Here is a 25,260-nt window from a genome sequence, read left to right as displayed (position 1 = left end):
GTTTGAATCCGTAGAGGATATGTTAAAGCAACATCGGCGATATATGAGTCGACACAATAATATTGCACGAAAAGTATTGGGATTCTTAAGCCCAAATCAAATGGTTGAAAAGTATTACGAAAATAAGTATAACGAAGCTGCTTGATGTGTCCACTGATTTTATATTTTTATCGTTTGTTGTCAAGGATCGTTTCACTTTCCTCCTTGACAACAAACTCAAAAAATTCGTTTTGGTGGACAAGACATCAAGCACCACTATTATCAGTTCAGGTAACATATGTTTGACAACCCTAGAGCAGAACGTTGTAACAAACCCTTCTTTCTTCATTTTGATATAGTGTACAATAGGATAGAGTGCTCTATCCTATATTGATAAAATACATATAGTGATAGAATACAATGATTAAAGTATATAGCGATAGAATACAGAGTGATAAAGTATAGCGTGATAGAATACAGGGTGATAAAGTAAAGTGAGATAAAAAATAGAGTGAGTATAGAGTGACTATAAAGTGCATATAGAGTGATAGAATATAGGGTAATAGAATTTCAGGAGGAATCAGGATGTTAAGGAAAGAAAATTCGTTAGTGATTGTTGTCGATGTGCAAGAGAGATTAGTTCCGGCTATAAAATCAACACCAGATTTTTTAAAACACGTCACCCATACGCTTCAAGGCATCCAAATCTTGGGCTTACCAGTCGTTGTAACGGAGCAATATCCAAAGGGGTTGAAGCATACGTTGTCTGAGGTCAGCGCTTTAATTGATCCGATAGCAGTCATTGAAAAAACGAAGTTTTCTATTGTTGTTCCTGAGTTGAAAGCTTTACTACGACAAAGACCTGCTATACAAAATCTGATCATTATAGGAGCCGAGACTCATGTCTGTGTCCTGCAATCAGTTTTGGAGACCCTTGATATGGGTTATAATGTGTATGTTCCTAATGATGTGGTGGGTTCACGGACGGTCGAGAATCATCTTAATGGTTTGGGCCAAATGCGGTTTAGTGGTGCCATTATTACCAATATGGAGTCGGTATTGTTCCAACTTTTGGCAGACGCTAAACACCCAGCATTTAAACAAATATCAGCACTAATCAAGTCATAAAATGAGGAGAGATCGATAGGATGGTATTAAATCAATTCGCATTACAAGAGGTATCTTATGAGCAATTAAAGACCGAGCTCAATCAGTTAGGCTTTACGACCTCGCTAAACACAGCTGTTAAATCGTTATGGAGGCAATGGTTATTAAAGAGTATGCCAGAGTGTCGGACGATGAGTGCGAGACTGGCAAAATTAACCAATATTTTAGCTTATCCTGGTGTCGATCTCAAAGAGTTTTTAATAGATGACACACCAATATCAGCAGAAACTTTTTATGTTGTCGGCTTGCAGTTGTTGAAATTTACTTGGCATGTTGATTTCGAATGGAACAATATCTTGGATAAAGCAGAGAGACTTGGGATAAAGCTTATCACAGGAGATTATTCGGACCCAATTGTTCTACAAAAAGCCTGGTATAATTTGTTGCTGACGCACACAAAGTTTGGAGTAACACTATTAGATGATCTGGCCAGCCGAGGTTTTTACCAAAACTTGTCAATCACGAAGCCGTTCTTCATCAACGGTAAAGCCCAAGCAGTATTTGACACTGATCAACTCATTAGAGAAGTTGTCTATGTCGAAACGGATGTTGATACCGATGGGGATGACTGCCTAGATCTGATCAAAGTCGAGATTGTTCGGCCAGGAGAAACCAATGATGGACTACGAATCCCGTCTTTATTTACAGCAAGTCCGTATAATCAAGGGATCAATCACGAGGTTGGTAATAAAGCGATGCACGATGTCAATCAGTTATTAACACGTAAAAATCCAGATAATCTATCATATGAGGATATTCGCTTCAAACCAGACCAAGACAAGGTGATACATGACAAAAGAGAGGTCAAGGGAGAGTCGGAGGTTGCAGAAGAGACCTTTGGCCGAGAAGCTTCATATGCCTTGAACGATTATTTTCTTGCACGAGGATTTGCCGCGGTATACTCAGCAGGGATAGGAACACTTGATTCCGATGGAATTCAAACATGTGGTTCCATCGAGCAAACCCAAGCAATGGTCAGCGTGATTGAATGGTTGAATGGTAAAAGACGAGCCTTTACAAATAGAACTGATCAAATCGAAATCAAAGCTTGGTGGTCTAATGGCTCAGTTGCAATGACAGGCCGTTCTTATCTAGGAACATTGGCAACTGCTGCTGCGACTACCGGTGTTGAAGGACTCAAAACGATCATTCCGGAGGCAGCTATCTCTAATTGGTATCAGTACTATCGTGACAACGGTTTAGTGATTGCGCCTGGTGGTTATCCTGGTGAGGATGCAGATGTATTGGCTAAAGAAACCTTCAGTCGGCAAAAAGCTGCTGGTGATTATCTACATATCAAACATTTTTTCGACGAATCACAAGCTCAGATGGTTCGTGACCAAGATCGCGACAGTGGGAGCTATAATACATTCTGGGACGAACGTAATTACCTTCCACATATTGGAAATATCAAAGCACCTGTATTAATCGTTCATGGGTTGAACGATTGGAATGTCAAACCACGTCAGGCTTATCAATTATGGCAAGGATTAAAAAATGTTGACGTTCCTCAAAAAATAATCTTACATCAAGGGCAACATATCTATATTCATAATATGCCTTCCTTTGATTATCTAGACATTGTTAATGGTTGGATTAGTCATTATCTTTATGGCTTGGAAAATGGAATCGTAGACCACCTTCCTGATGTTATTTACCAGACCAATCATTTTGAAGAGACATGGGAGGCCTTGCCGGAATGGGGTAGCCAAAGAAAACAACGATATCAACTGGGGCATGAGTCATTGACTGTTGAAGGTGTAGTATCAGAATTTTCGGAACAAACGTTCAATGATCAATTAACAAAAAAAGAATTTGACATATATAAAAAGGATGCCAAAGCTTGGGTCAACGATCTCTACCATGAGGAGAGTCCACTGAAAAAGCATCGCTACTTTGCCAAAACAGCTCCATTGACAGAAGCTATTCAAATCAATGGAGCACCTATTGTGAAGTTGAAAGTGGCGAGCAGTCAAAATATTGGTATGCTGACCGTTCGACTGGTTGATTTCAAGAAAGCAAAACGTCTCAAAAAAAATCCGACGACCATTTCATTGCATGGTCTTCAACTGGGTTACCATTGGCGAGATGAGTCTCTAGCTGAGTTTCGGTTTGATACGCCATCGGATTACCAATTGATCAGCATTGGACATCTCAACTTACAAAATAGACATAATCCATGGTCAGCCGATGAGTTAGTCGCCGGTGAAGCGGTCGATGTTGAACTAGAACTCCAACCGACGATTTATCGGTTGAATGATGGACACGAATTGGGACTAATCATTACAGGAACAGATTTCGAGTATACGGTGAGAGGTAATCAGGCTATCGCCTATACCATTTCATTGGCTGAGTCATCACTACAATTACCACTTGAAAATCTGACGATTAAAGATTCATTTGGGCCATTAGCGCCAGAATTTGACCAGTAGGATTTTTTGCAAAGCGTGCCATAAAAGGGCAACTATAGTCGGATTAGAATCGCTTCTAGGCGATTTTATAGACTTCTATAGGAAGCCTTTTGGCGATAGAATATAGGACTGTGACAAAAAGAAAGTATTGTCACGGTCTTTTTTTACCGTCCTCCATTTGGGGAAAAACCACTATTCAATCGGTATTTTTCCGAAAACTATTGTTGTTTAACACGATAAATAGTATAATACTATTCGATTCATCGTATTAATACATTGATACAGTTTGCGAGAGTTATTTTAATAGTGGTATAAACTGACGTTAGTAGAGAAAACACCAAAGGAGAGAAGGTGGAAAAGGTGGTAGAGTTCGACAAACGATTACCGATATATCAACAAGGGATTGCTTGGATGAAACAACGAATCGTTGCAGGGACGTGGCACCCTGGTTCAGAGTTACCCTCACGAAGAGAACTAGCGGTGGTTTTAAATATTAATCCAAACACCGCACAGCGAATTTTTAAAACCCTTGAAGAAGAAGATCTGATCCAAACGAGTCGAAATGCAAAGAGCAATGTGACAAGGGATGAAGAATTGATCGCCCTAGTCCGAAAAAGGATGACAAGAGAAGCCCTTGAGGAGTGTGTGGAGCAGCTCAAGTTATTAGGAAATTCAGCAGAAGACATCAAACGTATCTTGGTACAATTTGCTAAGGCCATAGAAAAGGAGGGCAATGATGCTTGAAGTCAGTCATTTAACAGTCGGATATGGAAAAACGAGAATCATCAATGATATTTCTTTCTCTGCTAAAGAGGGAGAGGTCACTTGTCTGATCGGGTTGAACGGAACCGGAAAGACAACTATATTAAATGCTATTATGAATTTGATTCCACGAACAACTGGTGAAGTCCATCTTGATGGCAAGCCACTCACAGTGAAACTTTTTAACGAGATTACGATGATTCCAGACCATTTGATGTTGTTACCAGAACAAACAATCAATGATGCATTAGAAGTTATGTCTCTTTTCTATGAGAGCTGGGAAGAGCAACGAGCAGCAGACCTACTCAAATTTTTTAGGCTAAAGCCCAGCCAAGTCATCAGCACCTTGTCAAAGGGGAATATGTCAAAACTGAATCTTGTCTTAGGATTAGGCCTCGATTCAAAGTTTGTCTTGATGGATGAGCCGTTTTCAGGCATTGATGTCTTTTCAAGAGAAGAGATCACGCAAGTGTTTAGTACTGACTTAGTTAGTGGGAAAGGTGTTTTGCTGACAACGCACGACATCAACGATATCGAAGTCATTGCAGATCGCGTGATCATGTTAGAGAATGGCGAGATAATCAAGGACTTCTATACGGAAGCAATCAGGGAAAAAGAGGGTATGAGTATTATTGATGTGATGAGGGAGGTCTACCAACGTGAGCGGATTTAGTAAATTATTGTTTTTAGAAATTGAGAGAGCGAAACGGTGGTTTTTCACACTACTAGTACTTGTTTTTTCGTTGCAAGTTGCCTATTTTGCTGTTCATTTGTTCAATTGGTACAGGGAATCGCGGATGACTAATCAAATTACAGCAGAGGTAATCATACCAGCTCATCCCATCGTTATACTAGCTATCATGATTGGGTTTGTTGCTCTAGCTTTCTATTGTTTTTGGACCTGGCTCCGTGAGTGGTCAAATAAAGGAACCTTTATTTATCGACTACTGCTGTTACCACAAAATAGAATGTGTATTTATTGGGCAAAGTTAGTTTCAATCATCATTCTCTTGTTAGTATTAGTGGCAACAGAGATACTATTGTTAACAGGATATTACTATGTGTTTGAGGCAGTCACTCCTGTTACTTATAAAAATGCACTTGTCCCTTTATCGATGGTGTGGACGGATGCTTCTGTATTACCGTTTGCCATTATCCCTGTCTTTTGGGGTAATTTTATAATGATGTACGGAGCAGGGTTAGGCTTGATCATGACGATTTTTTCACTTGTCCTGATTGAGAGAAGTTACAAAGCATATCCATTTTTAACACGCTTTGGGTTACCCGTTCTTTGGGGCGTGTTGTTGATTGTTGGTGCAGTTGCAATCACTTATGTGAACCGAGATAATTTACTCGTTTGGCTTAACCTAATGAGTGTGGGCCTTTGCGTTTTAAACGCCTTGCTAAGTTTATATCTCATTCAAAAACGTATATCGGTCTAGGGGGATACATATGAAAGGGAAAGCACTTACGATATTTTTAGGTCTATCATCGCTAGTGGTTATTATGATTTTTTATGTTGTAATCACCTTTGATCAGCAGGCATGGCCACGGTTTGAAGCAACGGTCGAAAAAGATTTATACCATAGGGACGAAAGTGGGTCAAGTTCACTGTCGTTAATTGAACCAGAAACAGTCCCTTTTTACAATCCACTGACTCGTGTTGAGGTTGTGAATGGAAAGACACTCTATCATCAATATACAGCGGGGATAGAAAATGCATTAGGTACTGGAGATAGTTATCTTCCAAAATCACTTCAAAAGGTTGTTCGAAAAGAGGGGATAGATTTTTCCTATAATACATTTACCTATCAAAATAGCGTCACAGTTGTCGGGCTTAAGCCCGCGTCTGATACCACTTATAATCTCAAAGTTTTGACCTATGACCGACAAGATGATGTCATTGATGAAAAGTCTTATCGGTTGAAGAAACCCAATACTATCGAATTATATTATCCAACCAGTATTGTTGAGCAAGGGGATAACCTTTATGTTGTCTTTTCGGGTGCAGACGACAACTGGGATGCCAAAACGCTGATGACTCATATTGCTGATAAAAATAGTCAATCTAATGAACCTGCCGAAGTACTAGATCTTAACGTCGAGCAAGAAAATACGGATGACTACTATAGTTATACCAATATCCTAACGGGTGGTGCCTATAGTAAAATTTCAGAGGAAGAGAATCCAGAACTCCTGTTACAAGAAACCAAGACATCCAATTCTGGCACATCGACTTATGCCTATGAACTCTTAAATCTCAAGACACTTCAATTGACAGATATTACAGAAAAAATTGAAGAAAAATTTGGTGAAAGCTTTGATCCGAATAACTTAGTCGTCCAAGTGGATAATCACTTGATCACAGTAGACGAGTATTCTGATCCCGCTAATTATGTCTTTCATCAATACAAACTTACTGGTGACGATTTGGAACAGACGGACACCACCATCAAGTTTTCAAAAAATGAATCCAATGGGTGGTATACCGAAGGACGTTCTCTGTTGACAAGTAGCTTGTTAACGCAAGAGAATAAGCAAGCAAAGCAAATCGCAGTGGATATTCTAACGGGCGAAGTAGTAGAAGAAAAAACGATTTCATTAGTTAGTGGTCAACTTTCTCCACTATTTGAGTCAGTTTCAGTCGATCAATGATCTCTAGGTTGGCTCTAGTACAAAAAGATGTAACAGTTTTGTAATAAGTAGTCTGGCAGATAAAGTGGGGTAAAATATGTCAAACCGGCAAATCAATGGTGTTTTTGAAGAAATGGTTGAGATTAAGATGGTTGGTAGCGAGGAAGAAAGGGTTGAAATGAGTGAAAATGCAACCCTCATTGAGAAAGGCGACCGGTGGGTGATTCGATTTACTCATTCAGACCTAAAAATCACTTGCGTCTATACGATCACGTCCGATCAAGTCAAAATCACCAGATTTCAAACCCCTTCTCAAGTCATGCTATTTCAAGATGGTCAAAAAGGCGTGATCACGTCTAATGGGTTGTCCCTTGATACGCGAGTCTCTTCCTTTAATCGATTGAAGGAAGGTAGAAACTATCTTGTTCAGTTTTGTTATCAATTATTACATGATGGAAAACACATCAGTGAGCATCAAGTAAAGTTGCAATTTCTACCAGAATTATTGTAAACTAAAGCGTAGTCAGCGGAAAGGACGATGAGCGATGGAGTTAAAGGGTTTGGATCAATATAATAAAGACGAATTGTCAATGATCGAGGTTGCACATGCAATTTTAGAGCAAACAAATGAAGTGATACCATTTGAACAACTATTAGTGATGATCCAAGATTATTTAGGGTTATCAGATGAAGAGCTTGAACGACAAATGCCAAGATTTTATACAGACTTGAATATCGACGGTAGTTTTATTTCATTAGGTGATAATCGGTGGGGGCTACGGTCTTGGTATCCGATTGATTCAATCGATGAAGAGATTATTTCTTCAATCGATGATGAAGATATCTCTAAGAAGAAGAGAAAACGCAAGAAATTCAATGCCTACAATACAGATGATGATGCCATCGATTACAGCGATGACGATGACGAAGATATCGAATTAGATGATGATGTTGTTGATGACGATGATGACGACGATAGTGATGACGATGCAACAACGTCAGATGACGAAACTGATGATGATGAAGCAGAAATCAAACCTTATCAATCCGACATTAGCGAGATTGCTGTCGATGATGATGATAGTGATATCACTGAAAACTTAAGCATCATTGATGACGATGACATTGATCAAGATTATGATGAAGACGATGAAGATGACGACGAAGATGACGGCGATAAAAAAGACTGATTCGTTGATTTAGGACTTGCTATTTAAATAGATTACTTGTAATATTTATTTTGGGCTCCCATGTTTCACAAATGGGAACAAGTTCAAGTAGATCCCCTTATCTTAGGATAGGGGGATTATTTTTTTATTTGACAACTAGCTCGTTGCGAAAAAGCTTTTTATCAAAGGCTATGGTTTAAGAGCAACACATCTCAATCTCGTCACAACTAAACGCACAGATCATTCAAAAAAGGGGTAAGCATATGACAAAGTATGTTTTTGTAACAGGTGGAGTCGTTTCATCGATTGGTAAAGGAATAGTCGCAGCATCTCTAGGAAGATTGTTAAAAAACCGAGGACTTAAGGTCACGATTCAAAAGTTTGACCCTTATATCAATGTTGACCCAGGTACGATGAGTCCATACCAACATGGAGAAGTATTCGTCACCGATGATGGGACTGAAACTGATCTTGATTTAGGTCATTATGAACGGTTTATCGACATCAATTTGAATAAATACTCTAATGTCACGACTGGTAAGATATATTCAGAAGTTATTCGTAAAGAACGTCGTGGCGATTATCTGGGGGCTACGGTCCAAGTCATCCCGCATATCACCGATGCCTTAAAGGAAAAGATAAAGAGGGCTGGCGAAACGACCGATGCTGACGTCGTTATTACTGAAGTTGGTGGGACTGTCGGAGATATTGAGTCATTACCATTTATCGAAGCACTACGCCAAATGCGCTCAGAAGTTGGTTCTGATAATGTGTGTTATATTCATACAACACTGATCCCTTATTTAAGTGCAGCGGGAGAAATGAAAACTAAACCAACGCAACATAGTGTGAAGGAACTTCGTAGCTTAGGAATCCAACCAACGATTTTGGTGGTGCGGACTGAGAGACCGTTGAATAATGGTATTCGGGAAAAATTAGCATTGTTTTGTGATGTTCCGAAAGAAGCGGTCATCGAATCACGTAACGTAGACACCCTATATGAAATTCCGTTGTTATTGCAAGAACAAGGAATGGATGAATTTGTCTGTCAACATTTTGGTTATAAGAACCTTCCAAAGGCAGATATGCAGGAATGGCAAGAACTAGAACAAAAGGTGCTGAACCTCAAAAACACGACACGTATTGCCTTGGTGGGAAAATATGTCCAATTACCAGATGCCTATATCTCAATCGTTGAGTCATTGCATCATGCTGGTTATCAGTACGATAGTGAGATTGAGTTGGTCTGGGTAGCTGCTGAAGAATTAACTAGTGAAAACGTGGACGACCTACTCAATAGTGTTGATGGCATTTTAGTGCCAGGTGGTTTTGGAAACCGTGGTATTGAAGGAAAGATCTTAGCTATCGAATATGCTAGAACTCACGATATTCCATTTTTTGGCATCTGCTTAGGCATGCAATTAGCTTGTATTGAGTTTGCTAGACATGTTGTCGGATTAGAGGGAGCAGATTCAACTGAGGAAAACCCTCATGCAGAACATAACATTATCGATTTGATGCCAGACCAAGTCGACATCGATGATTTAGGTGGCACATTACGACTAGGGCTATATCCATGTTATTTAGAAGAAGGAACACTCGCACGTGACCTTTATGGGAAAGACATGATTAAAGAACGTCATCGTCATCGCTACGAGTTCAATAATGAGTATCGCGAAAACCTAGGGAGTAAAGGGTTGGTCTTTTCGGGCTTATCACCTGATAAACGACTTGTTGAGATCGTGGAGCTCAAAGAGCACCCCTTCTTCATTGGTTGTCAATTCCATCCTGAATTTTTGAGCAGACCTAACCGTCCGCATCCTTTATTTGAAGGGTTTGTTGCCGCGAGTCTGACCTATCAGAAGACTAAAATAAAATAACCTAGTCTGACAAACGGAGTACATAAAGAGAAAGTTATTGCTCACTGGCTAACAAAATAGGTATGTTGAGGAATAAACTATTAAAAAATGATGAAATCGTAAGTAAAGATAACGATTTCATCTCTTAAAAACGACTTTCTCGCGATTTATAGACATTTTTTTGTTATAATGACGATAGTAAAAAACAATTCTTTGTTCAGGGAGGAACTAGAAAAATGGCATTAGTATCGGCAGAAAAATTTCTAAAAGAAGCAAGAGAAGGTAAGTACGCAGTTGGTGCTTTCAACACAAACAACTTGGAATGGACGCAAGCTATTCTTGAAGCAGCAGAGGCTAAAAAATCTCCTGTTATCATTCAAACATCAATGGGTGCTGCTAAATACATGGGTGGCTACAAAGTCTGTTTAGACATTGTGAAAGATTTAATCGACTCTATGAATATTACAGTTCCAGTTGCTTTGCACTTAGACCATGGTGCTTATGAAGATGCATTAGAATGTATCGAAGTTGGTTATACTTCAGTTATGTTTGATGGTTCTCATCTACCATTTGAAGAAAACCTAGAAAAAGCAAAAACTGTTATCGCAAAAGCACATGCTAAAGGCGTTTCAGTAGAATGTGAAGTTGGTTCAATTGGTGGCGAAGAAGATGGTATCATCGGTGCTGGTGAATTAGCTGATCCTAAAGAATGCAAAAAAATTGCTGACTTAGGAGTTGACTTCTTAGCAGCAGGTATTGGTAATATCCATGGTAAATACCCAGAAAACTGGGCTGGATTAAGTTTTGAAACATTGAAAGATATTGCTGATATTACTGGTGAACATTTACCATTAGTATTACACGGTGGTTCTGGAATTCCTAAAGACCAAGTTCAAAAAGCTATTTCTCTAGGAATCTCAAAAATCAATGTTAACACAGAGTGTCAATTAGTATTTGCAGCTGCAACTCGTAAATACATTGAAGCTGGTAAAGACTTAGAAGGTAAGGGATTTGACCCTCGTAAACTTCTAGCTCCTGGTAAAGCAGCAGTTGTACAATTAGTTAAAGATCGTATTGACTGGTTTGGTTCTGAAGGCAAAGCTTAATTGTCCAGAATTTTCGACTAGTAATCAGACTAGTAATCACTGAAAGGGTGGGACAATCGTCTCACTCTTTTTGTATGCCATTGTAAGAGTAGATTGACCAAATGGGAAAGGGTAGCAAGGGTTTGATGTAAAAGTATTGGCTAACCCTTCCATAAGTGATTATGTTAGAATGGTATTGGTAACTAAGGAAAAATGTTATTGGAAAATAATAGTATCCAGAAAAATAAAATCACGATGACCACTGGTCGCTATAGGGATCAGTGTTTTAAGGAGTCTTTATGAGGAAATTAATCATAAATGGTGGCAAACCATTGCGTGGAGAGGTAACAATCAGTGGTGCAAAGAATAGTACAGTAGCCCTTATTCCAGCGGCTGTTCTTGCTGATTCTCCGGTTACATTGGAAGGTGTACCAGATATCGACGATGTCAAAGCACTAATCAAGATTTTGAACGCCTTCAATGTCAAGACAGATTATCAGGATGGAACATTAACGATAGATCCAACACATATGAAGTCGATTCCGATGCCAACTGGCGTCATTAAAAGCATGAGGGCTTCGTATTATTTCATGGGAGCGACCTTGACTAAGTTCAATGAAGGTGTCATAGGGATGCCTGGAGGGTGTTTCCTAGGTCCAAGACCAATTGATCAACATATCAAAGGGTTTGAGGCATTAGGGGCAACTGTTGAAAATGATAATGGTGCTATCTCATTAAAGGGTCCTAAAGAAGGCTTGAAGGGGACTAAAATCTATATGGATATTGTATCCATAGGTGCAACAATCAATGTGTTACTAGCAAGTGTTAAAGCAAAAGGGAAAACGATTATTGAAAACGCTGCTAGAGAACCAGAAATCATTGACCTAGTGACTCTATTAAACAAAATGGGCGCTAATATTAGGGGTGCAGGTACAAATGTGATTCGTGTAGAAGGCGTTGAAGAATTACATGGTTGTACGCATACGATTATCCCAGACCGAATTGAAGCGGGAACTTATCTTGCTATGGCGGTAGCGATTGGTGAAGGCATTACCGTCAAAAATGTGATTTATGAGCATCTAGAAGGATTATTGGCTAAGATGTCCGAAATGGGCGTACCAATGGAAATCAAAGAGGATAGTATCTTTATCCCTAAATGTGAGAACCTCAAAATGGTCAATATTAAAACGCAACCCTATCCGGGCTTTGCGACAGATTTACAACAACCAGTCACACCGTTATTATTAACCGCACATGGATCGGGTACAATCATCGATACCATCTATCCAAAACGTGTCAACCACTTAGCCGAACTTGCCCGTATGGGCGCTTTTGTGAAAGTCAATGATGGTGTGATATTAATAGATGGACCATCCCAGTTGACCGGTGCAGAAGTTGCAGCAAGTGATTTACGAGCAGGAGCTTGTCTTGTTATCGCCGGGTTGATGGCTCAGGGTACTACTAAAATCAGTCAAATTGAACATATTCTTAGAGGCTATGCTGATATTGTTTCGAAACTGAAAGGTTTGGGAGCTGATATTACTATGATAGAAGAGTGAGGCCATAAATGAGTGAAACATTAACACTTGAAAAATTAAAAAATATGACACTGAAAGATATTTATACCTATGCTAAGGAATACAAAATTGCTTATTATAGCAAGATGACGAAGAAAGAATTAGCAATGGCTGTGATACGGGCTCAAGAAGAAAAGCAAGGTTTCTTCCAAGTTTCAGGTGTCCTCGAAATTATAGACGAAGATAATTTTGGTTTTTTAAGACCAATCAACTATACATCAAGCCAAGAAGATGTGTATATTTCAGCCTCTCAAATCAGGCGATTTGAATTGAGAAATGGAGATTTGGTCGCAGGCCCAGCACGTCCTCCAAAACAATCGGAACGGTTCAATGGCTTGATGAAAGTGGCAACAGTCAACGGTAAGCCACCAGAGCAAGCTAAAAACAGGGACCATTTTCCAGCGCTTACACCGCTCTATCCTGAAAAACAAATGGTACTTGAAACGACGCCACATCGCATTAGTGCTCGAATGATTGATTTGATTAGTCCAATAGGGTTTGGGCAACGTGGGTTGATTGTTGCACCACCAAAAGCCGGAAAAACCACCATGCTAAAAGAGATTGCTAATGGCATTACAGCTAACCACCCGGATACTGAACTCTTGATTCTGCTGATCGATGAGCGTCCAGAGGAAGTGACTGATATCGAGCGTACTGTGGATGCAGAGGTTATTTCGTCGACCTTTGACCAACAACCAATCCACCATACAAAAGTGGCAGAACTTGTCTTGGAGCGGGCGATGCGTTTAGTCGAAGACCAACGTGATGTCGTTATTTTACTAGATAGTTTGACCCGGTTGACCCGTGCTTATAATCTTGTGATTCCACCTTCAGGCAGAACGCTTAGTGGCGGGATTGATCCAGCTGCTTTTTATCTCCCAAAACGTTTCTTTGGTGCTGCCAGAAATATTGAAGAAGGAGGATCTTTGACGATCCTTGCAACGACCTTAGTGGATACTGGAAGTCGAATGGATGACGTGATTTATGAGGAATTCAAGGGGACTGGGAACGCTGAGATACATCTATCAAGACAAATGGCGCAACGCCGATTATTCCCAGCAATCGATTTTAGACAATCAAGTACACGTAAAGAAGAGCTATTGCTTGATAAAGAAACCTTAGAGGTCATGTGGAAAATTCGGGAAAGTATCAGCCATAAACCGTTAGAGGAAAGCGAGCAGTTGTTAAGGCTTGTTCGAAATACAAAAACCAATCAAGAGTTTGTGGACAGGATGAAAAAATCTTTTGCTAGCAAGATGAAATAGACTTGCATTGGCTTTTTTCTCATGTTATTATGACTCTTGTTGATTAATATTAAGAGGAACTCTAGTTTAGCAGATAAATTAGGGCAAAGGAGAGAACAGACGATGAAACAAGATATCCACCCAGAGTATCATCCAGTCGTGTTCATGGACACATCTACTGGATTTAAATTTTTATCAGGATCTACAAAAGGATCTAACGAAACAGTAGAATGGGAAGATGGTAATACTTACCCATTGATTCGTGTCGAAGTCACAGCTGACTCACACCCATTCTATACTGGACGTCAAAAGTTTACACAGGCAGACGGCCGTGTCGATCGTTTCAACAAGAAATATGGTTTGAAAGATCAAAACAAAGAATAGTCACGTGGCTATATGCCTTAAACCGATATCATGATGGTATCGGTTTTTTTGTGCTTTTTTTATATAGGGGTAATCGGTATAATATATGTGATCAAGACATGTGCGTATAGTGACATGTGAGCATAAGAACATGTGAGCACAACTAAAAGTAGGAAGGACCGTTTATGAGGATTGCAATCGTAGGAATGGGAGTATCAGGTATCAATGTGTTGTATCATCTAAAGAAGGAAGAACAATTTACTGACGAAATCGTTTGTTATGACAAGACATTGCAATTTGGATGTGGCTTGCCTTACCAGGAAGATTATCCTGTCTTACTGGTGAATTCAAGGACCGATGAAATCAGTCTTTTTCATGATGATCCTAAACACTTTCGAAACTGGTTAGTGGCACAAAAGATTCCTATCAAAGAATTTATGCCACGATCGATTTTTGGAGAGTATCTCAGTGCGTTCACGAGTGAATTAATCCAACTTCCTGATGTCTCATACCGTTCAGAATACGTGCGAAAGCTAGAAATAAATGCTGACGATACAGTCAGTGTCATCAGTGAGTCAAACGAGATGATGTGCTTTGATGCGGTGTTTTTATGTCTGGGACATGCACCGGCAGAGGATATTTATGGGTTGAGTGGGCATGAACGATTTGTTGAACAACCCTATCCATTGATGCAAACAACTGAAGCAATGAACAGTTCGAACGATATAGCAATCATTGGAATGGGATTGACGGCAATCGATGAAGCAAGAGTCTCATTACTAGAGCACAATGCGAAAACAGTGACGATGTTCTCAAGATCAGGCTTGCTTCCAACGATTCGAGGCATAACAACTGATATACTTCCCGTTGAATTTACCGAAAAAGCTGTAGCCGATTATTTGGAACACCACACTAATTTACCACTTGAACAGGCAGTAGAATGGTTTGTGAAAGATTGTAACCATTACGGCTTTGATTACGTAGGATTGAGTCAACGGTTTGAGGGCCATTCTCTTAAAACGCTTGAAGACGGGTTAGAAAACTTGGAATTACTCGGTCGGTTCCAAAGTTATTGCTCTGCAATACGCGAGTCACTCCAATCTGCTTGGATTGCTTTTACGAGAGAAGATCAAATGACGTTTTCTGAAACCTATGAGAAACATTATATTTTATGGTCTAACCCGATGGCAACTGTTGTGGTCAAAGACATGATTGAATGGATCAAGGCAGATCGTTTAGAGTTAGGTGATGATATTGCCAAGATAGATGTGGCAAAGAATGGGCGATTTGAATTGATCAACCGTGAGGGACATCCCTTAAAAAGTGTCGATTGGGTGCTCAATGGCACCGGTAGCCAAAAGAATTTTGAAACCTTTAAAACACGGCAAAAATTAGTGAAAGATTTATTGAATCAACGGTTGATTGAACCCTTCTCAACGAGAGGGTTGTTGATAGATCCAGCAACAGATGCTATCGCAGGATCTCGGTTTGGACAACTCCCACAGGTCATATTTTTTGGCCAAATGGTTTCGGGAATCGATTTTCAAAACAATTCAACCTTCACCTTAAATCGACGGACTAAGAAGACCGTTAAACGACTAGTTGATTATTTGAGACACTGGAAAAAAATAGAGAAGAGGTAGCCGGCATGGGAAAGCAAAATGAACAGGGAAAAAAAACGAAGCCTTCAAAGAAAAGCCATTCAATTGGACTTTCAATCCTAAGTGCTCTTCTCTTACTGATAGGCCTTGCACTTGTTTTTAATCAACAGATCAAGGATATTTTGATGGATCGGCTAGTGGCAGAACAAAAAACAGAACAGTATACGGCAACTGTTTTAAAGGACAATAATGAGGCACCTGCCAATTTTGATCTGGATACAGTTGTCGATGTTGACATGTCGGAAGTGCTGAAAGCAACAATGACGCAATCAGACCTACCAGTCATTGGTTTTATAGCCGTTCCTGCCGTTTCTCTAGACTTGCCAATTTATAAAGGTGTCGCCAATGAACAGCTATTGTCGGGGGCGGGAACCTTACGGGAAGACCAAAAAATGGGCATTGGGAATTACCCATTAGCAAGTCACCGCATGGCTAATCCCACATTATTATTTACACCACTATTGAACCTCAAGTTAGGGGATAAGATTTATTTGACCGACCTTGAAACAATCTATACCTATAAAACAACCTATATTGATACTGTCGAACCAGATAGGATCGATCTAGCCTATGAAGAAGATGTGACGACGCCTGTTGTAACACTGTTCACTTGTAATGTTACTGGCAGTAAACGAGAAGTTTTTAGAGGTGAGTTAGAAGAGACAACGGCATTTGATCAAGCGGATGCCAACATTCAAGCAATGTTCCAATAGGACGGTCTGTTTCTCAGCGCCTAGTCTTTAGGCTTGCTTTCTGATGATTGCCTCGTGATAAGAAAGTCGATTCGAGAAATCAGCAAATTGGAAGAACTGTTGACAACTAAAATACATCCTTGGTAGTAGGAGTTTTTCAGAAAGTCATGCTATACTGAGAATAACAATTGCAATAGTCACTATATATTAAAGGAGCGATTAAGTATGTGGATATGGATTTTGATCGGTGTAGTAGCAGTTCTGGTTGTTTGGGGAATTGCAATCTACAATAATTTAGTAAAACTAAGACAATGGGTAAAAGAGGCATGGAGCCAAATCGATGTGCAATTGCAACGTCGGAATGACCTGATCCCAAATCTTGTAGCAACAGTCAAAGGGTACGCAAAGCATGAGCAAGGAACGTTGGAAAAGGTAACAGAACAACGTAACCAATTAGTGAAATTACAGGCGGATAATGCGTCACCAGAAGTCCAAATGGAATTATCAAATCAATTGACCAATACATTAAAGACCTTATTTGCGGTCTCAGAAAATTATCCTGATCTAAAAGCAAACACTAACTTCTTGAATCTTCAAGAAGAGTTGACTAATACTGAAAACAAGATTTCTTATGCCCGTCAACTCTATAATTCAAGTGTTGCCAAATACAATATTAAGACTGAAACGATCCCTAGCAATATCATTGCAGGAATCGGTGGCTTCAAAGCCGAAGAATTGCTCAAAACGCCAGAGGAAGATCGTGCAGTCCCTGAGGTTTCATTTTAAGGAATTATAGAAGAATTAGGTGATAGTAAGTGTTATATCAACAAATAGAATCAAATAAGTTAAAAACTGTCTTCGTCGTAGCACTTTATTTTGCCTTATTTGTAGCCATTGGTGCAGCGGTCGGTTATGTTGCCTTTAGCGATTATTTAGCAGGAATACTAACGGCAGTGATTGGCGGAGTCATCTATTCAATTATTATGTTGTCACAATCAACATCCGTAGTCATGCGACTGAACAATGCGCGAGAAATCACAGAAAAATCTCAAGCACCACAACTCTTTAATATTGTGTCTGATATGGCGATGGTAGCACAGGTACCAATGCCTAAAATCTATATCATAAACGATGCGAGTCCAAATGCTTTTGCGACAGGAACAAAACCAACTAATGCTGCGGTAGCAGTTACAACCGGGTTGTTGGATCGATTGGATCGAGAAGAAGTAGAAGGTGTGATTGCCCATGAATTTGGTCATATCAGAAACTATGATATAAGGCTACAAACGATTGCAATTGCCATGGGTGGTCTGATTGCATTTTTGACCCAAATAGGAAGCCGTTTCTTGTGGTTTGGTGGCGGTCGCAGTCGAAAAAGTAATGATGATAAAGGTGGAGCAGGCGTAATATTGATGGTCTTATCCCTAATTTTGATGATGCTTGGACCTTTGATGGCAACAATCATGCAGTTAGCCTTGTCTAGAAACCGCGAATATCTAGCGGATGCGACAGCAGTAGAGTTTACTAGAAACCCCCAGGGTCTGATCGATGCCCTGACTAAGATATCCCAGGCTCCTCCAATGAAGGAAGCAAATAAAGAGTGTGCCTCATTATATATCGCAAGTCCGCTAAAAAGGGGTAAAGATAGTGATTCTTGGTTTTCGACCCACCCAAGTACAGCTAATCGTATCAAACGTTTGCAAGAGATGTAGCCGTTATTTACGACTCTGAGTCAGTGACTGACGAGGAAGACTTCAAAATAGAAAAAGTGTAAGGAGACCAAAAAGTGGAAGCATTGCTGTCAACTTTTTGGTTTTTTAAACGTTTATGGGCAGTTATTGTGATAAAATTTAATAGTACTGTTACCTGTTGTAATATATAAAAGAGTATAATAGTGCGTAGTGATTCTAGTTCGGGAAAGGAGGGTAATAATGGCGGGCAATGTATACATTCATTACGATATGGTCAGCAATCAGGTTTTGTTAAAGGGCCTTCCGCTCCACAAATTATTTTTAAAACATCCAAACTTGTCTCCTCATAAACTGTTGTTACTAGATGACACTAGAACTGTTGGAACGATCGATCCTGTCACCAAATTTACCCTTTTAGAAGAAAGGGAGGATGTCGAGGCTTACTTCTCTGATGTGGTTGACAAGATAATAAAACCGGTAAGTTGGGTGGACTATCAATCAAAAGAACTTGTGCAACAATTGACACCTCCCGAGATTGCTGAGCTACTCTATTTGAATCACATTTATACGCCGATGAGATCGCCTTTCTTCTATAAACTTCAAAATAACATGATTTTTTTGGCACTAGATCAAGAAGTCTATAAGATCTATCAAAGACACTTAAACCATTTTTATGTGGTCTTGAACGACTACATTGTTGGTCAGATTACTGATCTCTTGGCTCCAAAATTTTTCTGGCAATCTAAGCCAAGGCCGATTCAGCCATTATTAACAGAGCAAATGGAAGAGTTGTTACCGTTATTTAGAGAGGGCATGATTTTGTCATTTGATAGGGTGGCTCGAGGAACCACTGAAGTTGAGATAGCCATTTTTATGACGGAAAATATAGAGAAAACCAATCAGATTGATTCTCCAGAGACACCGCCTGCACAGTCGAAAATGGTTTATGATTTTGAGAGTGGCAAATGGCATTTGGCTTTACAGCCTATCATTTAAGTCATAAAATAATAGAAAGTTTCAATAACTACTAAGTTTTAGGGTAGCTGATCGCCTAACTGACGCCTATTTCTATTGTGGTATAATTAGTGAATTATTAAGACAGAAGTCAATACTACGGAGGTTTTCAATGAATATTTTCTTAATTTACGGAGGAAAAAGTGCAGAACATGATATATCTGTGTTGACGGCTTTCTCTATCCAAAAGGAAATCCACTATCAAGAACATACAGTGATTCCAATCTATATTACGCAACAAGGTAAGTGGCTGAAAGGTGCTACAATCAATGAGGCTTTAGTTGAGGGGACTTCACTGGATTTGAAAGAAGCAGATAAGGCAATTTTTGGTTCGGAATCAACCGGAATCGCAGTTATGCCAACAGTTTTGTTGAGCTTACCTGATGCAATCGTCTTTCCGGTTCTTCATGGTCCAAATGGGGAAGATGGGACGATTCAAGGCTTGTTTGAAATTTTTGACCTCCCTTATGTTGGCTGTGGTGTACTGGCAAGTGCTGCTGGTATGGATAAGATTGTCAGCAAATCGTTGTTTCAACAAATGGGGTTGCCACAATTACCATATGTTCCAATTACTGAGTACGAGTGGCATACTTACCCTGAATCAGTTTATGCGAAATGTGAAGGGACTTTGATCTACCCTGTATTTGTCAAACCGGCTAATATGGGATCAAGCGTTGGGGTCAGCAAAGCAGGAAATAGGGAAGAACTGATTGCAGCTGTTAATGAAGCTTTCTCGTATGACCATCGTGTGGTGATTGAGCAAGGGGTTGAGGCTCGTGAAGTTGAGTGTGGTGTTTTGGGGTTACATGACATCCATACGTCTGTGGTTGGTGAACTTGTCAAGAGTAAAGGCTTTTATGATTACGACGAAAAATACATTAATAATACTGTAGAGCTACAAATCCCTGCAGATCTTCCAGAAGAAATTTCAGCAAAGATTCAAAGCTATGCCAAAGAAGCGTTTGGTGTTATCGATGGTTCTGGACTCTCAAGGTGTGACTTTTTTGTCACAGAGCATAACGAGATTTATATCAATGAGATCAATACACTACCAGGGTTTACCCAATTTAGCATGTATCCTTCTTTATGGAAGGAAACGGGCTTACAATATAGCGATCTGATTGCAGAATTGCTAGAACTTGGTGTACGGCGTTTTAATGAAAAAGAAAGCAAAAAAGTGTCAAGAAATGATGACTGATTAAGGGGTATGAACGGTGAAATTCTTAAAAATATTTGAGATTGTAAAAGCTGTAAAAGCTATCGATTATAACTCGGGTCATCGGTTTGAAGAAATCAGTAAAGTCACTTTCGATTCTCGGTTGGTGGAACCAAATACCCTTTTTGTCCCTTTAGTCGGAGGGCGAACTGACGGACATGATTATGTTGACAAAGCCATTTCAAACGGTGCAACTGCCGTTTTATGGTCTCGCAACGTCGAAGAAGCACCAAAAGACATCTGTGTGATCCAAGTTGATGACACCTTACAGGCTTTTCAAGATCTAGCTCATTATTACCGCCAGTTGATAGGACCCAAAGTCGTGGGTATTACGGGAAGTAATGGCAAAACAACGACAAAAGATATGTTAGCTTCTGTTTTAGCTACGACCTATAAGGTCCACAAAACTGAAGGCAATTATAATAATGCTATTGGTCTGCCCCAAACGATTATGGATATGCCTGAAGAAACAGATGTTTTAGTTCTTGAGATGGGTATGAGTGATTTTGGGGAGATTGAAAGACTGAGCGAAATTGCGGCACCAGATATTGCTATTATTACGATTATTGGGGAAAGCCATATCGAATTTTTGGGGAGTAGAGCAGGTATTGCAAAAGCAAAAGACGAGATCATATTAGGCATGACGGATCAAGGCGTATTGGTGTATCCTGAAAACGAACCACTGATCCGTGAGAACCTTCCCCAAAAACCAGTTGTGCAGTTAAAAACGTTTGGGTCAAGTAGTTCAGCTGACCTATATTCTACTGAAATTACCCTACATAAGAGAGAGACCACATTTAAGACATCTGCGAGCGACCTGACATTTACCATCCCTGTTTTAGGAGCTTATAATGTTCAAAATGCTTTATCAGTAATAGTAGTAGCGCGCCTTTTGAACGTCTTATTTGAAGATATAAAAGACGGGCTTGCATCTTTTAAATTGACTAAGAATCGTAACCAATGGTTAGTAGGACCCAATGGTTCTAATATATTGGACGATGCCTACAATGCAAGTCCAACCTCCATGGGTGCTATCTTAGACAGTTTTCAAGAAACTAACTTAGAACAAAAGCACCCTAAAGCTAATACACGAGATCTTGTGGTTGTTCTAGGGGATATGAGGGAGTTGGGAGCTAACTCTAAGGCCTATCATGAGGCGATGGCAGCACACATAGAGGAACGCTTGATTCGCCATGTGTATCTCTATGGTGTTGAGATGGCAGCTCTCTATGATGTTTTAAAACAGTCGTGGCCAGAAAATAAAATCAGTTATTTTAAGGATGATCAGGCAGCTTTAGTAAACGCTTTGAATGCCGAGCTAAAGGGAACGGATGATGTACTTGTCAAATCAAGTCTTGGTACTGGCCTGATCAATGTTATCAAAAGTATTTGCAATTTAGACGAAACAAGCCTATGATTAACAGTAGCATTGTATCTTTTTACTAAATCTTGGGACACGTTTTATGAGAGGTTCGGAGCGTTGTAAGGCGTGATGGATCTTCTTTTTTTGAAGTGATTTGAAATGGATTAGAGAAAGTTGCTTAGCTGGATAAGAAGAAAGAAGAAAATGAGGGACATATGAAATTTACAGAATTTGATTTAGCAAAACCGTTTTTAGACGCTGTAGTGGCTAGCGGATTTGAAGAGGCCACACCGATACAAGCTCAAACGATACCTTTGGCATTAGAAGGCAAAGATGTTATTGGGCAAGCACAAACAGGAACAGGAAAAACGGCAGCCTTTGGATTGCCCGTTTTACAACACACAGATACCACGGAACCAAAAGTTCAAACACTGATCATCTCACCAACTAGAGAGTTAGCTATTCAAACTCAAGAAGAATTGTACCGTTTAAGCCGCGGCACAAAAATAAAATCGATGGTTGTTTATGGTGGAGCGGATATTGGTCGTCAAATTAAACGTTTGAAGGACCATCCTCAAATCGTAGTGGGAACGCCTGGACGATTACTAGACCATATTCGCCGGAAAACTTTGCGTCTAGACCATGTTAAAACACTAGTACTAGACGAAGCTGACGAGATGCTCAATATGGGATTCTTGGAAGATATCGAAGCAATCATCAAAGAAATTCCTAACGAACGCCAAACATTATTATTCTCAGCAACTATGCCTGATGATATTAAACGGATTGGTGTTCAGTTCATGAAAAATCCTGTCCATGTCAAGATAAAAGCTAAAGAAATGACAGCTGACTTGATTGATCAATACTACATTAAATGTAAAGAGTTCGAAAAATTTGATGTAATGACACGATTGATTGATGTTCAGGCACCAGAATTGACGATTGTCTTCGGGAGAACTAAAAGACGAGTCGACGAGTTGTCTCGTGGCTTAAACATGAGAGGCTATTCAGCAGCTGGGATTCATGGAGACTTACCTCAAAAGAAGAGAATGCAAATTTTACGTGACTTCAAAGCAGGACATATCGATATTTTGGTAGCTACGGACGTAGCAGCTAGAGGACTCGATATTAGCGGGGTTACACATGTTTATAATTATGATATTCCGCAAGATCCTGATAGTTATGTTCACCGTATTGGTCGTACAGGCCGTGCCGGACATGAAGGAAAATCCATTACGTTTGTGACTCAAAATGAAATGGAATACCTAAAGGTTATCGAAAACTTAATTCGTAAACGCATGACCCCTATGAAGCCACCAACTTCTAATGAAGCATTTCGCGGTCAACTTGATATGGCTGTTGAACAAGTAGCAGAATTAGTTGAGAAGACTAACCCAGAACGTTATCAAAAAACTGCGGGCTATTTGGCTGAAAAATATGATGCTGAGGAATTAGCAACCGTATTACTGAAATTACTGGCTAAAGATCCAGAAGAAATAAAAGTCCAAATTACCCCTGAGAGACCATTACCGAGTCATAAGAAACGTAATAATCAACGGTCTTATAACCGCAAATCTGGTAACTCTCGTGGTGGAAAAAGCCGCAATAGTGGGAATCGCAACAATCGTTCTTACAACAAAGGAAGTAACGATTCAAACTATAAAAAATCAAACAAGAGCTCAAAAGGTAGTACAAGTAGCAATAAATCAAGCCAACAATCAAGCTTTAAAGTTCGTAAACGTAGCAATTAACAATTCTTCTAACGTAACGCACGATAGTATAGAGCTAAAGGAATGATATTCTATGAGGCCAGCAATTCATCGACCTGCTGTAGTAACAGTCGACTTAGAGGCTATCAAAAACAATGTTAGTGTCGTTCAAAAGAGTAATCCAAACAAAAAAGTTTTGGCTGTGGTCAAGGCTAATGCCTATGGACATGGTGCAGTGGCTGTTTCAAAAGCTTCTTTAAGTGCTGGGGCTGCTGGCCTGTGCGTCGCCTGTTTGGATGAAGGCTTAGAACTGACAGATGCAGGGATCAAACCGTCACTATTACTGGTCTTGGGTGTGATAGAACCAATCTATGCTCCGATCGCAGCCAATGCGGGAATTACACTGACAGCTCCTTCTGTGGACTGGTTACGTCAAGTACAACTCGTACTCGCCAGCCAAGTTGAAAAGCCTTTGCCATTGAAGGTGCATTTAGCGCTTGATACAGGTATGGGTCGGATTGGCTTGAAGACGGAAGATGAGATCAAAGAAGCAGAGGAATTGTGTGATGCTAGTGAACGGATACAATTAGATGGTGTCTTTACGCATTTTTCAACTGCAGATAGTAAAGATAACTCATTAACAATCAAGCAGTATAATCGTTTCCGTGCATTGGTTCGAGCATTCAATAAGCGACCAAACTGGGTCCATTGTGACAATAGTGCTGCGGGCATCTGGCATACGGATTTGGAAAGCGATGCTGTCCGTTTAGGAATGGCTTTATATGGATTGGATCCGTCTTTAAAAGTACTCGATTTTCCATCTGATTTTAAGCCTGCCTTATCTTTCACTACTGAGATTGCTCATATCAAGCAAACGCAAGCAGGGGATACAGTTGGCTATGGTGCAACCTATCGCAGTGAAGAACCTGAATGGATTGCAACCTTACCAATTGGGTATGCTGATGGGTGGTTGAGACGCTTTAGTCACGTTCCAGTTATTGTAGATGGACATAAGTGTCCGATAGTTGGGCGTATCTGTATGGATCAATTGATGATCAAAGTGCCGGCTTGTTATCCTGCTGGTCAAAAAGTGACATTGATCGGAACAGATCACGGTGTCACAATCACAGCAGATGATATTGCATTAGCTACTGATACGATTGGACATGAGATCCTATGTGGTTTATCGGGTCGCTTACCAAGAGACTATACGAACAGTTGAATTGACTGTATTGAAGGATTTTATTGAATAGAATTTTTGGAGAAGCTAGGCAGAAGACTGCTTGGCTTTTTTTCTACAACATAATTTAGTTAAATAGTAGAATAATTTAGTCAATTTATGATAAAGTCCATATAATTGTGTAAAAGATAAAGAGCCATGTAAACGCCCTTTTTACGGTACAATGTTTTTAACGACAAAAACATACCTAGGAGGACTTTACATGACCCAAGTACATTTTACACTGAATAGCGAAGAGCTTCAAAGCATTATTGACTATTCTGTCCAAGGAGATGCCGCAAAAAATATTTTGACCACCGTATTTAACCAATTGATGGAAAACCAACGGACTGATTATATTCAAGCTGAGGGCTATGAACGCTCAGAAACACGTCAGAGTCAGCGAAATGGTTACTATGAGCGAACGTTTACCACGCGTGTTGGA

23 protein-coding genes are annotated in these 25,260 nt (G+C 39.8%); all 23 read left to right on the top strand.

The window, feature by feature from the left end; all coding sequences use genetic code 11:
- The first annotated feature begins 564 nt into the window (after positions 1–564).
- Positions 565–1,107 (top strand): isochorismatase family protein, encoded by a 543-nt coding sequence (locus H541_RS0107695; protein ID WP_022796746.1) that lies wholly within the window; start codon positions 565–567, stop codon positions 1,105–1,107.
- Positions 1,108–1,127: 20 nt separating this feature from the next.
- Positions 1,128–3,578, top strand: a complete 2,451-nt coding sequence (locus H541_RS11980) for a Xaa-Pro dipeptidyl-peptidase (protein ID WP_022796745.1) — start codon at positions 1,128–1,130, stop codon at positions 3,576–3,578.
- Between the two features lie 330 nt (positions 3,579–3,908).
- Entirely contained in the window at positions 3,909–4,301 is a 393-nt protein-coding gene (locus tag H541_RS0107685) for a GntR family transcriptional regulator (RefSeq protein WP_022796744.1), read from the top strand.
- Positions 4,294–4,992, top strand: coding sequence for an ATP-binding cassette domain-containing protein (locus H541_RS0107680; RefSeq protein ID WP_022796743.1), 699 nt, complete (start codon positions 4,294–4,296; stop codon positions 4,990–4,992). The genes H541_RS0107685 and H541_RS0107680 overlap by 8 nt, the downstream gene beginning before the upstream one ends.
- Entirely contained in the window at positions 4,979–5,761 is a 783-nt protein-coding gene (locus H541_RS0107675; RefSeq protein ID WP_022796742.1) for a hypothetical protein, read from the top strand. The genes H541_RS0107680 and H541_RS0107675 overlap by 14 nt, the downstream gene beginning before the upstream one ends.
- Before the next feature lie 10 nt (positions 5,762–5,771).
- Complete coding sequence (locus H541_RS0107670) at positions 5,772–6,974, top strand: hypothetical protein (protein ID WP_022796741.1); 1,203 nt, start codon at positions 5,772–5,774, stop codon at positions 6,972–6,974.
- A gap of 76 nt (positions 6,975–7,050) precedes the next feature.
- On the top strand, positions 7,051–7,464 hold the full coding sequence (locus H541_RS0107665; protein WP_022796740.1) for a DUF1934 family protein: 414 nt from the start codon (positions 7,051–7,053) through the stop codon (positions 7,462–7,464).
- 34 nt (positions 7,465–7,498) lie between these two features.
- Positions 7,499–8,143 (top strand): DNA-directed RNA polymerase subunit delta, encoded by a 645-nt coding sequence (rpoE, locus tag H541_RS0107660; protein WP_022796739.1) that lies wholly within the window; start codon positions 7,499–7,501, stop codon positions 8,141–8,143.
- Between the two features lie 242 nt (positions 8,144–8,385).
- Positions 8,386–10,002, top strand: a complete 1,617-nt coding sequence (locus H541_RS0107655) for a CTP synthase (protein WP_022796738.1) — start codon at positions 8,386–8,388, stop codon at positions 10,000–10,002.
- Between the two features lie 215 nt (positions 10,003–10,217).
- Positions 10,218–11,087, top strand: a complete 870-nt coding sequence (locus H541_RS0107650) for a class II fructose-bisphosphate aldolase (RefSeq protein WP_022796737.1) — start codon at positions 10,218–10,220, stop codon at positions 11,085–11,087.
- A 278-nt stretch (positions 11,088–11,365) separates the two neighbouring features.
- Positions 11,366–12,625: a UDP-N-acetylglucosamine 1-carboxyvinyltransferase gene (locus tag H541_RS0107645; RefSeq protein ID WP_022796736.1), complete on the top strand. Its 1,260-nt coding sequence runs from the start codon at positions 11,366–11,368 to the stop codon at positions 12,623–12,625.
- 8 nt (positions 12,626–12,633) lie between these two features.
- On the top strand, positions 12,634–13,908 hold the full coding sequence (gene rho, locus H541_RS0107640; protein WP_022796735.1) for a transcription termination factor Rho: 1,275 nt from the start codon (positions 12,634–12,636) through the stop codon (positions 13,906–13,908).
- 102 nt (positions 13,909–14,010) lie between these two features.
- Complete coding sequence (locus H541_RS0107635; protein WP_022796734.1) at positions 14,011–14,271, top strand: type B 50S ribosomal protein L31; 261 nt, start codon at positions 14,011–14,013, stop codon at positions 14,269–14,271.
- 164 nt (positions 14,272–14,435) lie between these two features.
- Positions 14,436–15,893, top strand: coding sequence for an FAD/NAD(P)-binding protein (locus tag H541_RS0107630; RefSeq protein WP_022796733.1), 1,458 nt, complete (start codon positions 14,436–14,438; stop codon positions 15,891–15,893).
- Positions 15,894–15,898: 5 nt separating this feature from the next.
- The gene (locus H541_RS0107625) at positions 15,899–16,624 is read left to right on the top strand and encodes a class A sortase (RefSeq protein WP_022796732.1); all 726 of its coding nucleotides are present in this window, start codon (positions 15,899–15,901) and stop codon (positions 16,622–16,624) included.
- 204 nt (positions 16,625–16,828) lie between these two features.
- A complete protein-coding gene (locus tag H541_RS0107620; protein WP_022796731.1) occupies positions 16,829–17,389 on the top strand; it encodes a LemA family protein in 561 nt (186 codons plus the stop codon).
- A 29-nt stretch (positions 17,390–17,418) separates the two neighbouring features.
- The gene (htpX, locus tag H541_RS0107615; protein WP_022796730.1) at positions 17,419–18,315 is read left to right on the top strand and encodes a zinc metalloprotease HtpX; all 897 of its coding nucleotides are present in this window, start codon (positions 17,419–17,421) and stop codon (positions 18,313–18,315) included.
- A 219-nt stretch (positions 18,316–18,534) separates the two neighbouring features.
- Complete coding sequence (locus tag H541_RS0107610; RefSeq protein ID WP_022796729.1) at positions 18,535–19,290, top strand: hypothetical protein; 756 nt, start codon at positions 18,535–18,537, stop codon at positions 19,288–19,290.
- Positions 19,291–19,420: 130 nt separating this feature from the next.
- Positions 19,421–20,506, top strand: coding sequence for a D-alanine--D-alanine ligase (locus H541_RS0107605; protein WP_022796728.1), 1,086 nt, complete (start codon positions 19,421–19,423; stop codon positions 20,504–20,506).
- 16 nt (positions 20,507–20,522) lie between these two features.
- Positions 20,523–21,941, top strand: coding sequence for a UDP-N-acetylmuramoyl-tripeptide--D-alanyl-D-alanine ligase (locus H541_RS0107600; protein WP_022796727.1), 1,419 nt, complete (start codon positions 20,523–20,525; stop codon positions 21,939–21,941).
- Between the two features lie 161 nt (positions 21,942–22,102).
- Positions 22,103–23,638 carry a degradosome RNA helicase CshA gene (gene cshA / locus H541_RS0107595; RefSeq protein WP_022796726.1) on the top strand — a complete coding sequence of 512 codons (1,536 nt, stop codon included), beginning with the start codon at positions 22,103–22,105 and terminating at the stop codon, positions 23,636–23,638.
- Between the two features lie 52 nt (positions 23,639–23,690).
- Complete coding sequence (gene alr, locus H541_RS0107590; RefSeq protein ID WP_022796725.1) at positions 23,691–24,818, top strand: alanine racemase; 1,128 nt, start codon at positions 23,691–23,693, stop codon at positions 24,816–24,818.
- Between the two features lie 220 nt (positions 24,819–25,038).
- On the top strand, positions 25,039–25,260 hold a 222-nt coding region (locus H541_RS0107585), incomplete at its 3' end, for an IS256 family transposase (protein WP_022796724.1).

Source organism: Bavariicoccus seileri WCC 4188 (genome assembly GCF_000421665.1).
In the GTDB taxonomy this organism is placed as follows: Bacteria; Bacillota; Bacilli; order Lactobacillales; family Aerococcaceae; genus Bavariicoccus; species Bavariicoccus seileri.
This window is presented reverse-complemented; position numbering and strand designations above follow the sequence as displayed.

Excerpts from the sequence above, each read along its gene's own strand:
- H541_RS0107695 (WP_022796746.1), top strand. The coding sequence starts at position 565 with ATGTTAAGGAAAGAAAATTCGTTAGTGATTGTTGTCGATGTGCAAGAG.
- H541_RS11980 (WP_022796745.1), top strand. The coding sequence starts at position 1,128 with ATGGTATTAAATCAATTCGCATTACAAGAGGTATCTTATGAGCAATTA.
- H541_RS0107680 (WP_022796743.1), top strand. The coding sequence starts at position 4,294 with ATGCTTGAAGTCAGTCATTTAACAGTCGGATATGGAAAAACGAGAATC.
- H541_RS0107670 (WP_022796741.1), top strand. The coding sequence starts at position 5,772 with ATGAAAGGGAAAGCACTTACGATATTTTTAGGTCTATCATCGCTAGTG.
- H541_RS0107665 (WP_022796740.1), top strand. The coding sequence starts at position 7,051 with ATGTCAAACCGGCAAATCAATGGTGTTTTTGAAGAAATGGTTGAGATT.
- rpoE (WP_022796739.1), top strand. The coding sequence starts at position 7,499 with ATGGAGTTAAAGGGTTTGGATCAATATAATAAAGACGAATTGTCAATG.
- H541_RS0107655 (WP_022796738.1), top strand. The coding sequence starts at position 8,386 with ATGACAAAGTATGTTTTTGTAACAGGTGGAGTCGTTTCATCGATTGGT.
- H541_RS0107650 (WP_022796737.1), top strand. The coding sequence starts at position 10,218 with ATGGCATTAGTATCGGCAGAAAAATTTCTAAAAGAAGCAAGAGAAGGT.
- H541_RS0107645 (WP_022796736.1), top strand. The coding sequence starts at position 11,366 with ATGAGGAAATTAATCATAAATGGTGGCAAACCATTGCGTGGAGAGGTA.
- rho (WP_022796735.1), top strand. The coding sequence starts at position 12,634 with ATGAGTGAAACATTAACACTTGAAAAATTAAAAAATATGACACTGAAA.
- H541_RS0107635 (WP_022796734.1), top strand. The coding sequence starts at position 14,011 with ATGAAACAAGATATCCACCCAGAGTATCATCCAGTCGTGTTCATGGAC.
- H541_RS0107630 (WP_022796733.1), top strand. The coding sequence starts at position 14,436 with ATGAGGATTGCAATCGTAGGAATGGGAGTATCAGGTATCAATGTGTTG.
- H541_RS0107625 (WP_022796732.1), top strand. The coding sequence starts at position 15,899 with ATGGGAAAGCAAAATGAACAGGGAAAAAAAACGAAGCCTTCAAAGAAA.
- H541_RS0107620 (WP_022796731.1), top strand. The coding sequence starts at position 16,829 with ATGTGGATATGGATTTTGATCGGTGTAGTAGCAGTTCTGGTTGTTTGG.
- H541_RS0107610 (WP_022796729.1), top strand. The coding sequence starts at position 18,535 with ATGGCGGGCAATGTATACATTCATTACGATATGGTCAGCAATCAGGTT.
- H541_RS0107605 (WP_022796728.1), top strand. The coding sequence starts at position 19,421 with ATGAATATTTTCTTAATTTACGGAGGAAAAAGTGCAGAACATGATATA.
- cshA (WP_022796726.1), top strand. The coding sequence starts at position 22,103 with ATGAAATTTACAGAATTTGATTTAGCAAAACCGTTTTTAGACGCTGTA.
- alr (WP_022796725.1), top strand. The coding sequence starts at position 23,691 with ATGAGGCCAGCAATTCATCGACCTGCTGTAGTAACAGTCGACTTAGAG.